Annotated in this window: 15 protein-coding genes; 11 read left to right on the top strand and 4 right to left on the bottom strand. The window is 69.4% G+C overall.

The genetic code is table 11. The features are described from left to right. Nucleotides 1-49: 49 nt before the first annotated feature. From ACLJQ7_RS33000 to ACLJQ7_RS32990, 3 genes are all read right to left on the bottom strand, one after another. Nucleotides 50-493 carry a GNAT family N-acetyltransferase gene (locus ACLJQ7_RS33000; RefSeq protein ID WP_410652065.1) on the bottom strand — a complete coding sequence of 148 codons (444 nt, stop codon included), beginning with the start codon at nt 491-493 and terminating at the stop codon, nt 50-52. After that, nucleotides 490-1,527: an MBL fold metallo-hydrolase gene (locus ACLJQ7_RS32995; protein WP_410652064.1), complete on the bottom strand. Its 1,038-nt coding sequence runs from the start codon at nt 1,525-1,527 to the stop codon at nt 490-492. The genes ACLJQ7_RS33000 and ACLJQ7_RS32995 overlap by 4 nt, the downstream gene beginning before the upstream one ends. Before the next feature lie 187 nt (nt 1,528-1,714). Next, nucleotides 1,715-2,533: a phospholipid scramblase-related protein gene (locus ACLJQ7_RS32990; RefSeq protein WP_410652063.1), complete on the bottom strand. Its 819-nt coding sequence runs from the start codon at nt 2,531-2,533 to the stop codon at nt 1,715-1,717. A 120-nt stretch (nt 2,534-2,653) separates the two neighbouring features. Here ACLJQ7_RS32990 and ACLJQ7_RS32985 point away from each other — a divergent pair, with 120 nt between their 5' ends. The 6 genes from ACLJQ7_RS32985 to ACLJQ7_RS32960 are packed head-to-tail and all read left to right on the top strand — an operon-like array spanning nt 2,654 to nt 7,714. Beyond that, complete coding sequence (locus tag ACLJQ7_RS32985; RefSeq protein ID WP_410652062.1) at nt 2,654-3,691, top strand: methionine synthase; 1,038 nt, start codon at nt 2,654-2,656, stop codon at nt 3,689-3,691. Between the two features lie 22 nt (nt 3,692-3,713). After that, nucleotides 3,714-4,418, top strand: a complete 705-nt coding sequence (locus ACLJQ7_RS32980; RefSeq protein WP_410652061.1) for a hypothetical protein — start codon at nt 3,714-3,716, stop codon at nt 4,416-4,418. 10 nt (nt 4,419-4,428) lie between these two features. Further along, a complete protein-coding gene (gene ligA, locus ACLJQ7_RS32975) occupies nt 4,429-6,561 on the top strand; it encodes an NAD-dependent DNA ligase LigA (RefSeq protein WP_410652060.1) in 2,133 nt (710 codons plus the stop codon). Continuing rightward, a complete protein-coding gene (locus ACLJQ7_RS32970; protein WP_410652059.1) occupies nt 6,554-7,048 on the top strand; it encodes a GNAT family N-acetyltransferase in 495 nt (164 codons plus the stop codon). Before ligA ends, ACLJQ7_RS32970 begins: the two co-directional genes overlap by 8 nt. Before the next feature lie 32 nt (nt 7,049-7,080). Beyond that, nucleotides 7,081-7,302 (top strand): type II toxin-antitoxin system VapB family antitoxin, encoded by a 222-nt coding sequence (locus tag ACLJQ7_RS32965; protein WP_410652058.1) that lies wholly within the window; start codon nt 7,081-7,083, stop codon nt 7,300-7,302. Continuing rightward, nucleotides 7,292-7,714: a PIN domain nuclease gene (locus tag ACLJQ7_RS32960; protein ID WP_410652057.1), complete on the top strand. Its 423-nt coding sequence runs from the start codon at nt 7,292-7,294 to the stop codon at nt 7,712-7,714. The genes ACLJQ7_RS32965 and ACLJQ7_RS32960 overlap by 11 nt, the downstream gene beginning before the upstream one ends. Nucleotides 7,715-7,744: 30 nt before the next feature. On the opposite strand, the gene ACLJQ7_RS32955 is transcribed toward ACLJQ7_RS32960, so the two are convergent. After that, nucleotides 7,745-8,398 (bottom strand): ACT domain-containing protein, encoded by a 654-nt coding sequence (locus tag ACLJQ7_RS32955; protein ID WP_076162701.1) that lies wholly within the window; start codon nt 8,396-8,398, stop codon nt 7,745-7,747. A gap of 244 nt (nt 8,399-8,642) precedes the next feature. On the opposite strand from ACLJQ7_RS32955, the gene gatC reads away from it, so the two are divergent. The 5 genes from gatC (at nt 8,643) to ACLJQ7_RS32930 (ending at nt 13,301) form a co-directional block, all read left to right on the top strand. Next, entirely contained in the window at nt 8,643-8,942 is a 300-nt protein-coding gene (gene gatC, locus ACLJQ7_RS32950; protein WP_005162012.1) for an Asp-tRNA(Asn)/Glu-tRNA(Gln) amidotransferase subunit GatC, read from the top strand. An 11-nt stretch (nt 8,943-8,953) separates the two neighbouring features. Then, a complete protein-coding gene (gene gatA / locus ACLJQ7_RS32945) occupies nt 8,954-10,528 on the top strand; it encodes an Asp-tRNA(Asn)/Glu-tRNA(Gln) amidotransferase subunit GatA (RefSeq protein WP_410652056.1) in 1,575 nt (524 codons plus the stop codon). Continuing rightward, nucleotides 10,525-12,030 carry an Asp-tRNA(Asn)/Glu-tRNA(Gln) amidotransferase subunit GatB gene (gatB, locus tag ACLJQ7_RS32940; protein ID WP_410652055.1) on the top strand — a complete coding sequence of 502 codons (1,506 nt, stop codon included), beginning with the start codon at nt 10,525-10,527 and terminating at the stop codon, nt 12,028-12,030. Before gatA ends, gatB begins: the two co-directional genes overlap by 4 nt. After that, nucleotides 12,023-12,532 carry a hypothetical protein gene (locus tag ACLJQ7_RS32935; RefSeq protein WP_410652054.1) on the top strand — a complete coding sequence of 170 codons (510 nt, stop codon included), beginning with the start codon at nt 12,023-12,025 and terminating at the stop codon, nt 12,530-12,532. Before gatB ends, ACLJQ7_RS32935 begins: the two co-directional genes overlap by 8 nt. Nucleotides 12,533-12,605: 73 nt before the next feature. Beyond that, entirely contained in the window at nt 12,606-13,301 is a 696-nt protein-coding gene (locus ACLJQ7_RS32930) for a cupin (protein ID WP_410652053.1), read from the top strand. Nucleotides 13,302-13,312: the final 11 nt, after the last annotated feature.

Genomic DNA, 13,312 nt, shown 5'->3' with positions numbered 1-13,312 from the left:
TCCTTGCGCGTGCAACTACCGCATTCAGAGGACGAAATGCGGCAAGGGGCTAGAACTTCAGCTTGAAGCCGGTGTGCGTGGCCTCGAAACCGAGGCGCTCGTAGAACCGGTGCGCGTCCTCGCGTTTCACGTCCGACGTCAGCTGGACGAGGGCGCAGCCCCGCCGCCGCGACTCGTCGATGGCCCACCTCATCAGTTCGCCGCCGAGGCCCGAGCCGCGATGGCTCGCCCGAACCCGGACGGCCTCGATTTGCCCGCGCAGCGCGCCTTTCCTCGCCAGGCCGGGAATGATCGACAGCTGGAGCGTGCCGACGGCCTCCCCGCCGTCGTCGGCGACGATCAGCAACTGCGCCGGATCGGCCTCGATCTGCTCGAAGGCATCGAGGTACGGCGTGAGGTCGTCGGCGGAATCACGGGTGCTGCCGATCTGGTCGTCGGCGAGCATCCCGACGATCGCCGCGACGTCTTCCCGGTGCGCTTGACGGATGATCATGAGGCGTAGTTTCGCACCCCGTCGGTCTCGGCGGCGGTGAGTTTCCCTTGGGCCACCAGCAGATCCAGATGCGAGCCGGTCTCGAGCACGGCGAGCATCTGGTTGAACGGGTCCATGTCGGGCAGCTTGCGCCGCCTCCGCGTCCAGCCCAGCCGCAGCGCGACCTCGTACGCGGTCGTGACGTCCGCGGTGATCTCGGCGCCCATGACTTCGAGCCGGTCCCGGTGGTGCTCCAGCAGTTCGTCGACGCGGGCGTGGACGCTGCCGGTGACCGGACCGTGCGCGGGGAGCATGCGCCGGTCCGGCATCTCGCGGACCAGGCGCAGGGAGTCGAGATAGTCGCTCAGCGGCAGCTCCGTCGGCACCGGCTGGAAGCCGATGGACGGCGTGATGTGCGGCAGCACGTGGTCGCCGGAGAACACCAGCCCGGCCTCGTCGTCGACGAAGACGACATGCCCGTCCGTGTGGCCGGGCGTGTGCACGATGTCGAACTCGCGGCCGGGCACGATCGGGCGTCTGCCGGGGACGAGCCATTCGTCCGGCTGTTCCCACAGATGCGCCTCGGTGTGCCGGACACCGCCGAAGGCCTTGGCGAGTTCCTCGACGACCGGCCCCGCGCCGCACCGTTCGAGCAGGCCGACCTGCGCCTCCATCGGGAAGCGGTCCGGGTCGCCGGAGCGGACCAGCGACGGCTCCTCCCGCTTCCCGAGCCCGAGCCTGCCACCGAATTCGCGGCGCAGTTCCACGGCGAGGGTGTAGTGATCGCGATGCACGTGGGTGATCAGGAATTCGTCGATGTCGCCGAGGTCGGCGCCGAGCGCCTTTAGCCCGCGCGAAAGCCGTTCGCGCGCCGACTCGAGCGCCCAGCCCGAGTCCACGAGGACCAGGCGGGTCCCGTCGGTGACGACGTAGATGTTGACCGCGCGCAACGCGTCGTGCGGCAGGGGGAGCGGGATCCGGTGGACCCCGGGCGCGACCGTGTAGACGCCTGGCTCGGCCCAGTCCCGCTCGCCGTCTTCGGGCAACGGCTCCATGGTGACCTCCGTCCCGGACGCACTCCAGCGTGCCGCCCAGTCCCTCCACCTTGAGCCGCCGGAAGGCGAGTGTCCACTTCGGGAGGGTGAGACCCCGGTCACTGCCCCCGTCCCCGTTTCGTCCTCTGAATGCGGTCCTTGCGCGTGCAACTACCGCATTTAGAGGACGAAACGCGTGAGACAGCGCTCAGCCCTTGTCGTCCTGCTTCAGCGCCGTGTCGATGGTCAGCGCCGAGGCCACCACCATCGACGCCAGCGGATCCCGCAGCGGCCGGTGGATCTCGACGACGTAGTTGTCGGCGGTGGTGAACGCGGCCTTCACGAAACCGCCCCAGGTCTTCGTGATCCGCGCGATCTCGACGTCCGCGTGGTCCTTGATCGCGAAGTTCCACGCCCGCCAGTTCTCCGCGAAGATCCCGCCGACCTTCCGCCCGTCGACCACGAAACCCAGCCGGATCTTGCCGAAGACGTTCTCCTGCACGATCTCGCCGATCGGGGTGTCGTCGGCCTTCGTGACCAGGAACCGCGATTTGAACACCTTCGCCGGCCGCGTCACCTTCAGCACGGTGCTGTGGTTCGCGTCGCGGATCTCGAAGCGATGGGTCAGGAACTGGTCGTAGTTCGTGAGCAGCCGGATGGCCTTCTTCAACGTGCTCTGCCCGACCTGGACGACGCCGCCGAGGCGGTTGCCGTTCTGGTCGAACACCCCGAACTCGTTGGCCATCTCGATGAGTTTCGCGCGCTGGTTGACCACCAGCACTGGTTCGGAGAACAGCGTCCCGCCGCCGGCGACACCACCGCCACCACCGCCACGACCTTGGGCGCCCTTCGCCGCCTGCGCCCGGATCTTGTCCGGATCGTGCGCGCCTTCGACGTCCAGCTCGATCATTTCGGCGTCGTGCGACGGCCGCGTGTTCGCGGTCCAGGCCTGCCCGTCCCACCACCGGTACATCCGGGGGTTCTGCCGGTCGGGATACCAGCCGGCGGGCTGTGGGGAGCTCGTCATGGCAGGTCAGCGTAATGCGCCGGGCGCCGGATCGGGCTCGTCGGCGGCAATTGCGCCGAATGTCCGTGTCCTCCCCCGCCCCGCCGCCCCGCCAGGTCGGACCAAGGGGAGAATCCGGGTGTGAACGAACGACCTTGGCCCCTCGGCGCGGCCACCGCGATCGGTTCCCTGCCCGGTACCGATCCGGTCGAGGCCGCTTCGATCGTGTTCGGCGAACTGCCCGAATTCCCCTGTATGCCCGAACTTCCCGCCCGCGGTGTCGGGGCCGACATGATCGGCCGGACGGCGGCGCTGCTGGTCGACCTCGCGGTCGAGGTGGTGCCGAGCGGTTACCGGGTCGCCGCCCGTCCCGGGCACGACCACCGCCGGGCCGTCGACCTGATGAACTGGGACCTCGACGCCGTCCAGGAGGCGCGGGAAAAGGCGGGCGCCGCGCCGCCCGCCTTCAAGATCCAGGTCGCCGGGCCGTGGACGCTCGCCGCGAACGTCGAGCTCCCGCGTGGGCACCGGATCCTCACCGACAAGGGCGCCCTGCGCGATTTCGCCGCGTCGCTGCTCGACGGGCTGGCCGAGCACGTCGCGGAACTGAAGTCGCGGATCGGCGCGCCGGTGGTGATCCAGTTCGACGAACCCTCGCTGCCCGACGTCCTCGCCGGTGATCTCCCGACGGCGTCCGGCTACGGCACCGTTCCCGCCGTGCCCGCGCCGGAGGCACGCGAACTGCTGTCGACGGTGATCTCCGGGGCGGAGCGGATCACCGGTCAGCCGGTCGCGGTGCACTGCTGTGCCGAGAAGCCGCCGATCTCGTTGCTGCGCGCGGCGGGGGCTCAGGCGATCGCCTTCGATTTCACTCTGCTGAGGGGCGCCTCGCCCGCGCAGCTCGACGAGATCGGCGAGACGCTGGACTCCGGGACGGCGCTGATGCTCGGACTCGTCCCCACGACCGACCCCGGTGTCCCGGTGGAGCTGCGCGACGTGGTCACGCCCGTGTTCAAACTCGTCGACCAGCTGGGTTTCCGCCGCGAGATCCTCGCCGAGCGGGTCGTGCCGACCCCGGCGTGCGGTCTGGCGGGCGCCACCCCCGACTGGATGCGCCGCGCGCTCACGCTCAGCCGGGAGTCCGGCAAGGCTTTCACCGAACCGCCTGAAGGCTGGTGAGCGGCGCGGTAGCGTGCCCGTCATGCGTTTGTTCCGCCGTTCCCGCAAAACCGAGGACGTTCCCGACCCCCGCACCGCCTGGCCGGAGCAGCCGGTCCCCGAAGACGCGGCCGCCGCGGCGGTGAAGTTCTGGGAGGCCTGGTTCGCGCTCCTGCCCGAGGTCAGCGCCGCGCTCGGCGATCGCGAACCGCATCGGGTGGAACACGACCTCTGCACCATCGTCGAGGCGCTGCACCCCCGGCTGCACTTTTCCCTCGATCGTGGGCACCGGGCGATCTACTCGCTGGTGCTGACCGGCCAGGAGGATCCGGAACTGCGCCCGTACACCGACGCGTGGAAGGCCGCGGCGCCGCCGGAGGACGCCATCTGGGAGTACCACGACTCCGTGCCGCCGGTCCCCGATCCGAGTGAAGTCACCGTCAACCTCGGCGAGACGCGGATCGCGCTCGCCGACGTGCGGGTGACCGCGAAGGTCGACGAATCAGCCGGACGGGTGGACGTGACCGTGTTCCATCCGCTGATCGACGAGCTCGCGCCGGAGACCCGGACGACCATGACCTTCCTGCCGCTGGACGCCACGCTGGGTGAGCGGGTCGCGGCCGAACGGCTGGGCAAGGTCGAGCTGGTGACCGAGGCCCGGGACGGGCAGCTGACCCTGCTCGAACTGCGCGAGGTGGTCGGCAGACTCGGTTCACCGGAGCCCGGAAATGTCGGTACCCCCGACTAGAGTCACCCCCGTGAGCAGCGAACTTCCCGAAAACCCCGAGCCCGTGCAGGATGTCACGGACGTCCCCGCCGACGTCCGTGAAAGGCATGCCGAACTGGCGGAGGAGATCCGCGGTCACCAGTTCCGGTACTACGTGCTGGATTCACCGATCGTGTCCGACGGCCAGTTCGACGAGCTGCTCAACGAACTCCAGGCCATCGAGGACGAGCACCCCGGGCTGGTGACGCCGGAGTCGCCGACGCAGAACGTCGGCGGCACCTTCTCCACCGAGTTCGTCGCGCACGACCACCTCGAGCGCATGCTCAGCCTGGACAACGTCTTCGACACGGGCGAGTTCGAGACATGGGTCGAGCGGGTCCAGAAGGAGATCGGCGCGACGAAGTACCTCGCCGAGCTGAAGATCGACGGGCTCGCGGTCAACCTGCTGTACGAGAACGGCCGCCTGACCCGGGCGCTGACCAGGGGCGACGGCCGCACCGGCGAGGACGTCACGCTCAACGTCCGCACGCTGGAGCAGGTGCCCGATCGGCTGACGGGGACGGACGAGTTCCCCGTGCCCGCGCTGGTCGAGGTCCGCGGTGAGGTGTTCTTCCGCGTCGAAGACTTCCTGGCGTTGAACGCGAAGATGGTCGAGGCGGGCAAGGATCCGTACGCGAACCCGCGCAACACCGCCGCCGGGTCGTTGCGGCAGAAGGATCCCAAGATCACGAAGTCCCGCAACCTGCGGCTGATCTGCCACGGTCTCGGCAAACGTGAGGGCTTCGAACCGAAACGCCAGTCCGAGGCGTACGACGCGCTCGCCGCATGGGGCCTGCCGGTCTCGCCGCACAGCAAGGTGCTCGGTTCGGGCAAGGAACTGCTGGACCACATCGAATACTGGGGCGAGCACCGCCACGACGCCGAGCACGAGATCGACGGCGTCGTCATCAAGGTCGACGAGGTCGCGCTGCAGCGTCGTCTCGGCACGACGTCGCGCGCTCCGCGCTGGGCGATCGCGTACAAGTACCCGCCGGAAGAGGCGATCACCACCCTGCTGGACATCCAGGTCAACGTCGGCCGCACCGGGCGGGTCACCCCGTTCGCGGTGATGGAGCCGGTGAAGGTGGCCGGGTCCACGGTGGCGATGGCGACGCTGCACAACCAGGAAGAGGTCAAACGCAAGGGCGTGCTGATCGGGGACAAGGTCGTCATCCGCAAGGCGGGCGACGTCATCCCCGAGGTGCTCGGCCCGGTCACCGACGCGCGCACCGGTGAGGAGCGCGAGTTCGTCATGCCGTTGCGCTGCCCCAACTGCGACACCGAACTGGCGTACCAGAAGGAGGGCGACATCGACATCCGTTGCCCGAATTCGCGGTCCTGCCCGGCGCAGTTGCGGGAGCGGCTGTTCCATCTGGGCGGCCGGGGCGCGTTCGACATCGAGGTGCTCGGTTACGAGGCCGCGGTCGCGCTGCTGGACGCCGGTGTCGTGCACGACGAGGGCGACATCTTCGAGCTGGACGAGGAAAAGCTGCTCCAGGTGGAGCTGTTCCGCACCAAGGCGGGGGAGCTGTCGGCCAACGGGCGCAAGCTGCTGGACAACCTGGAAACGGTGAAGGACCGTCCACTGTGGAAGGTCATCGTCGGCCTGTCGATCCGGCACGTCGGCCCGACGGCGGCGCAGGCGCTCGCGCGGGAATTCGGTTCGCTGGAACGGATCGAGAACGCCTCGGAGGAAGAGCTCGCCGGTGTCGACGGTGTCGGCCCGACCATCGCCCGCGCGGCGAAGGAGTGGTTCGAGGTCGACTGGCACCGCGAGATCGTCGAGAAATGGCGTGCGGCGGGCGTGCGGATGGAGGAAGAGCGCGACGAGTCCATCCCGCGCAACCTCGAAGGCCTGTCGATCGTCGTCACCGGTTCGCTGAACGACTACTCCCGCGACGAGGCCAAGGAGTTCATCATGGCCCGCGGCGGGAAGGCGGCCGGTTCGGTGTCGAAGAAGACGGCGTTCGTCGTCGTCGGCGACGCTCCGGGCACGAAGTACGACAAGGCCGTCCAGCTGAAGGTGCCGGTGCTCGACGAGAACGGCTTCCGCGTGCTGCTGGAAAGCGGCCCCGAGGCCGCGGCGGAGCTCGCGCTGCCGACCGAGGAGCCCGCCGGTGAGTGACCTGGAGATCCGGCCCGCCCGCTCCGAGGAGCTGACGGCGGTCGGGGAACTCACGCTGGCCGCGTACTCAGCGGAGCGGAGCCTCGTCGACGGCGTGGGCTACGCCGCGGAACTCCTTGACGCTGCCCGCCGGGCGGAGCTGGCCGAACTCCTGGTCGCCGTGGACGGCGACGGCACCCTCGTCGGCACGGTCACCATCGCCATGCCGGGCACCGAGTTCGCCGAGCTGTCCCGCGAGGGCGAGCTGGAGTTCCGGATGCTCGGCGTGCTGCCCTCGGCGGCCGGACGCGGCATCGGCGAGGCGCTGACCAGGGCGGTCATCGCGCGGGCGCGGGAACTCGGCGTCGCGAGGGTGGTGCTGTGCAGCCTGGTCACGATGGAGCGGGCGCACCGGCTCTACGAGCGGCTCGGCTTCGTCCGGCTGCCCGAGCGGGACTGGGAGCCGCATGCCGGGGTGCTCCTGATCGCCTACGGCCTGGAGCTCTGAGCCGATACACCTTGTTGGTGTATCATTGGTGTATGAGCCGGACCAATATCGACATAGACGACGAGCTGGTCGCCGCCGTGATGCATCGCTATGGGTTCAAGACCAAGAAGGACGCGGTGGATTTCGCGTTGCGGAAAGCGGCGCCGGTGATCACCACCGCCGACATCCTGGGGCTGGAAGGGATCGGCTGGGAAGCGGATCTGGACGGGATGCGCGAAGACTCCGCGGACCGCAAGTGGCGCGATGCCTCCTGACCAACGTTGCCTGATCGACAGCTCGGTGTGGATCGATTTCCTGCGCAAGCGCGCCACGCGTGCGAGGGATCTGGTCGTCGAGCTGGCCGCGCAGCCGAAGATGATCGTGACCTCCGAGCCGATCGTCATGGAACTGCTCGCGGGAGTGAGCGCCGAGGCGCTTCCGCGTCTTGAGCGGACCCTCGCCGGTTTCGTGAACCTGGGCGTCGATCCCGCGATCGACTTCAGGAGCGCGGCGGAGATCTCCCGTGCCGTCCGTGCGGACGGGCACAGGGTCCGTTCCGCGATGGACTGCCTCATCGCGGCGGTGGCGGTACGGCACAAGGCCGTGCTGATCCACAAGGACGTCGACTACGTGCGTATCGCCGAAGTCGTACCCGAACTTCGAGCCGAGGCGATCTTCGACTCGTGAGCTGAACCCTCGGTGGGCCAGCGCTGGTCCTCAGCTGTCGAGCACGACGGCGACGATCCCCGCGAAGTGCGCCAGCCGCGCCACCTCGGCGGCCCGGAAGTTCGGCCCGCCAGGACGGGCGACCAGCAGCGCCTTCCCGGGCTTCCCCAGCGGCGTCGCCGCGAGTTCGGTCCCCAGTTCCTTCCACGTCTCCGGCACCCAGGCCTCCTCGGCGTCGAGGATGGTCGCGCGTTCCAGCGGCAGCCACGGCAGGTCGGTGATCGGCGTCTCGGGCGCGGCGTTGGACGACGCGAGCCGGATCGCGCCGCCCTCGGCGTGCTCGACGACGACGGCCCAGCCCGCCCGGATGATCCGCGGCACACCTTCGGCGAGGATCTCCAGCCCCGAAGCGGGCTTCGCGGCGATCTCCTCGACGAGTTCGAGCTCGCGATGGGTGTCCAGCACCCCGGCATACGGGCGGACGGCGTCGACCTCGACCCCGTCGACGCTTTCGGCGGCGGTGATGAGCGCGTCCGGCAGCCTGCCGGAGGGGATTTCGACGACGAGGTCGTCGACGGCGACACCGCCGCCGCGTTCGACCACGTCCACGCTCAGGATGTCGGCGCCGACGGTGCCGAGCGCGGTGGCGACCGCGCCGAGGGTCCCCGGGGTGTCCGGTAATTGGACCCGGATCAGGAACGACACACGCGCCCCTCTCGCCTCAGGCGTCCCAGCCTCGCCGTGGAACGCGCTACGCCGGGCGCCGATTGTGACAGACCGGACGAGGTAATGGGACCCGACGTCCGGGGCGCGGGATAACGAACCAGGCACTCCTTACCCGACATGGGAGCGCAGGCCGCGGCATAACCCAGTCGAGTCCGCCGACGCCGCCACCATAGACTTGCAGCTTCCGACAGAACCCGCACAGCACACCCCGGGAGTCACCCGCGTGCCCAACATTTCCCGCGACGAGGTCGCACACCTCGCCAAGCTGGCCAGGCTTGCCGTCACCGAAGAGGAGCTGGACGTCTTCGCAGGCCAGCTCGACCAGATCCTGGACTCGGTGGCCAAGGTGAGCGAGGTCGCAGGCGAGGATGTCCCGCCCACGTCGCACGCCGTGCCGCTGACCAACGTCTTCCGTGAGGACACGGTCCGACCGGGGCTGACCCAGCAGCAGGCGCTGGCCGGTGCGCCGGCCAGCGAAGAGGGTCGTTTCCGGGTGCCGCGGATTCTGGGAGAAGAACAGTGACGGAGGCGAACATGCGCGACAATCGCGAAGCGGCGGATGATCGCCGACCGGGTGCGGGTGTCCCGCATGCCACGGCACTCATCAAGCTGACCGCCGCCGAGCTGGCGGAGAAGATCCAGACCCGTGAGGTGTCGGCCGTCGAGGTCACCCAGGCCCACCTGGACCGGATCGCCGAGGTCGACGACCACATCCACGCGTTCCTGCACGTCGACACCGAGGGCGCGCTCGACGCGGCCCGCGCGGTGGACGCCGACGTCGCCGAGGGCAAGGCGCCGAAGTCGCCGCTCGCCGGTGTGCCGCTGGCGCTCAAGGACGTGCTGACCACCAAGGGCATCCCGACCACGGTCGGTTCGAAGACCCTGGAGAACTGGATCCCGCCGTACGACGCCACCGTGACGCGCAAGCTGCGCGAGGCCGGTGTCGTGGTGCTCGGCAAGACCAACATGGACGAGTTCGCGATGGGCTCCTCCACGGAGAACTCCGCGTTCGGCCCGACGCACAACCCGTGGGACCACGCCCGTATCCCCGGCGGTTCCGGCGGTGGTTCCTCGGCGTCCATCGCGGCGTTCGAGGCCGCGATCGCGATCGGCACCGACACCGGCGGCTCGATCCGCCAGCCCGGCGCGGTCACCGGCACCGTCGGCGTGAAGCCGACGTACGGCGGTGTCTCCCGCTACGGTCTCGTCGCCTTCTCGTCGTCGCTCGACCAGGCCGGTCCCTGCGCGCGGACGGTGCTCGACGCCGCGCTGCTGCACGAGGTCATCGCCGGATACGACCCGATGGACTCGACCTCGATCGACGCGCCGGTCCCGCCGGTGGTCGCCGCGGCCCGCCAGGGCCTGACCGGTGACCTCAAGGGCGTCCGCGTCGGTGTGGTGAAGGAATTCGCCGGCGACGGCTACCAGCCGGGCGTGTTGCGGTCGTTCGAGGCCGCCGTCGAGCAGCTGCGCGCGCTCGGTGCCGAGGTCGTCGAGGTCTCGTGCCCGAACTTCACCTACGCGCTGCCCGCGTACTACCTGATCGCGCCGAGCGAGTGCTCGTCGAACCTCGCCCGGTTCGACGCCATGCGCTACGGCCTGCGCGTGTCCGACGACGGCGCGCACAGCGCCGAAGAGGTCATGTCGCTGACCCGCGAGAAGGGCTTCGGCCCCGAGGTCAAGCGCCGCATCATGCTCGGCACGTACGCGCTGTCCTCGGGCTACTACGACGCCTACTACGGTTCGGCGCAGAAGGTCCGCACGCTCATCACGCGGGACTTCGAAGCCGCCTACGAAAAGGTGGACGTGCTGGTCTCGCCGACCACGCCGACCACCGCGTTCAAGATCGGCGAACGCGTCGACGACCCGATGGCGATGTACCTGGCGGACCTCTGCACCATTCCGTCGAACCTCGCCGGCAACGCCGCGATGAGTGTCCCGAGTGGACTGTCGCATGAGGACGGCCTGCCGGTCGGCCTCCAGATCATGGCCCCCGCGATGGCCGACGACCGGCTGTACCGCGTCGGTGCCGCCTACGAGGTCGCGCGGGACGCCGCCAACGGCGGTTCGCTGGTGCACCAGGTTCCGGAGCTGGGAGGAAAGAAGTGACCGCCGTGGTTGAGTTGATGGACTACGCCGACGTCATCGAGCGGTTCGACCCGGTGCTGGGCCTCGAGGTGCACGTCGAGCTGAACACGAACACCAAGATGTTCTGCGGCTGTGCCAACGAGTTCGGCGGCGAGCCCAACACCAAGGTGTGCCCGACCTGTCTCGGGATGCCCGGTGCGCTGCCGGTCGTCAACGGCAAGGCGATCGAAGGCGCGATCCGCATCGGTCTCGCGCTCAACTGCGAGATCGCGGAATGGTGCCGGTTCGCCCGGAAGAACTACTTCTACCCGGACATGCCGAAGAACTTCCAGACCTCGCAGTACGACGAGCCGATCGCCTTCAACGGCTACCTCGACGTGACGCTGGACGACGGCGAGGTCGTCCGCGTCGAGATCGAGCGCGCGCACATGGAGGAGGACACCGGCAAGTCGCTGCACGTCGGCGGTGCCACCGGGCGGATTCACGGCGCCGAGCACTCGCTGCTCGACTACAACCGCGCCGGCGTCCCGCTGATCGAGATCGTCACCAAGACGATCGAGCACACCGGCGGCCGCGCCCCCGAGGTCGCCCGCGCGTACGTGAGCGCCCTGCGGGATCTGCTGAGCGCGCTGGACGTCTCCGACGTCCGCATGGACCAGGGTTCCCTGCGCTGCGACGCGAACGTTTCGCTGATGGCCAAGGACGCGACCGAGTTCGGCACGCGCACCGAGACCAAGAACGTCAACTCGCTGCGCAGTGTCGAGCGCGCCGTGCGCTACGAGATGACCCGCCAGGCGGCGATCCTCGCCGAGGGCGGCTCGATCAAGCAGGAGACGCGGCACTTCCAGGAGGCCGACGGCACCACGTCGCCCGGCCGCACCAAGGAGACCGCCGAGGACTACCGGTACTTCCCGGAGCCCGACCTGGTCCCGATCGCGCCGTCGCGCGAATGGGTCGAGGAGCTGCGCAAGACGCTGCCGGAGATGCCGTCGGAGCGCCGCAAGCGCATCCAGCAGGAGTGGAACCTGACCGACGAGGCACTGCGTGACCTGCTTAACGTCGGCGCGGTCGACCTGGTCGCCGCCACCGTCGAGGCGGGCGCGACGCCGGACGAGGCCCGCAGCTGGTGGGTCAACACGCTGGCGCAGGAGGCCAACTCCCGCGAGATCGAACTGGCCGAGCTGGCGATCACCCCGGCGCAGCTGGCCGAGGTCATCGCGCTGGTCAACGCCGGTGAGCTGACCAACAAGCTGGCCAAGGAGGTCGTGCAAGGCGTCCTCGCCGGCGAAGGTTCGCCCGCCGAGGTCGTCGAGAAGCGTGGCCTGAAGGTCGTCTCCGACGACTCCGCGCTCATCGCGGCGGTCGACGAGGCGCTGGCCGCGCAGCCCGACGTCGCCGAGAAGATCCGCGGCGGCAAGGTGGCCGCGGCCGGGGCGATCGTCGGCGCGGTCATGAAGGCCACCAAGGGCCAGGCCGACGCCAAACGCGTGCGCGAACTGATCGTCGAGCGAGTCGGTGCCTGATCTCGCTTTGAACAGGGTCACCTGGCGTGAGTGGCTCGGCCTCGCGGCCGGGCTGCTCGCGCTGGTGGCCTTGTTCCTTCCGTGGACGACGCTGACCGCCTCGCGCCCGGAGATCGAGGACGTGCTGACGACATTGCCCGCCGACGACGTCACGCGCGACGCGTGGCACGCGGGGTTCCTCGCCTGGGCGCCGCTCTTCCTCCTGTTCCTGCCCGGCCTCGCCGTCGTGCTGTTCGGCCGCGTCGACGCCGTCCGCCGCGCGGGCTTGCCGCATCTGTGGCTGATGGTGGCCATCGGCGCGCTGTTGCTGATGGTGCTCGGCTGGACCACCCTCGACTGGCAGTTCGACGCCGACCAGCGCGGGATCTTCTCCGCCGCCGGTATCGAGATCGGGACCGGACTCGGCCGCTACCTCGGCCTGGCGGCGGCCGTCGTCTCCGCCGTCGTCGCGTTCTTGGACGTCCGGCTCCTGCGCGCCGAAACCCGCACCCGCCGCACCTGAGCCCTTCTCTCGCATTCAGTCCTCTGAATGCGACAGGGTGGGCGAGAAAGCGCTTTCTTTCCAGGAGTTCATTGTGTTCCCTCTGCCCGGCGGTATCGGCCTCTCCCATCTGTGTGCCTACGAATGGGAGGCCGCGGACGGCGTGTGCGGCGGCAGTCCGCATCTCCATCTCGCCTGCACCGAGGCCTACGTCGTCACGGGCGGACGCGGCGCGGTGCAGACGCTCGACGTCGGCGGCTACCGGGAGACCGAACTCGAAGCCGGGGTCGTCGCGTGGTTCGCGCCCGGCACGGTCCACCGGATGGTGCAGCGCGACGGGCTGCGGATCACCGTGCTCATGCAGAACAGCGGGCTGCCCGAAGCGGGTGACGCCGTCTTCACCTTCCCGTCGCCGCTACTCGCCGACCCGGACGCGTACGCGGAGGCCGCCGCGATGCCCGAGGACGACGACGCGGCCCGCCGCCGTCGCGATCTCGCGATCGAGGGCTATCTGCCGATCCGGGACGCGCTCGTCGCGGGAGATCCCGGCCCGCTGAGGGACTTCCATCGCGCGGCCGTCGCACTGGTCGCGCCGAAGGTCGGCGCGTGGACGTCGCGCTGGCGGACGGGCGCGCTGGCCGCCGCCGAGCTGACCGGTGAGCAGCTGAAGGCACTCGCGAACGGGGACGCGAGTCATCTCGAACGAGCGGGCGTCCGCGTCCTGAGTCCGTCCAAAGAGGACGGTTATGGGATGTGCGGGCGGAGGACCGAATACCGTCTTGACGAGTGACCATTTGGTCA

It is taken from the genome of Amycolatopsis sp. cmx-4-54 (assembly GCF_046548895.1).
Taxonomy (GTDB): Bacteria; Actinomycetota; Actinomycetes; order Mycobacteriales; family Pseudonocardiaceae; genus Amycolatopsis.
The sequence above is the reverse complement of the archived record's forward strand: the minus strand, read 5'-3'. Positions and strand labels throughout refer to the sequence as shown.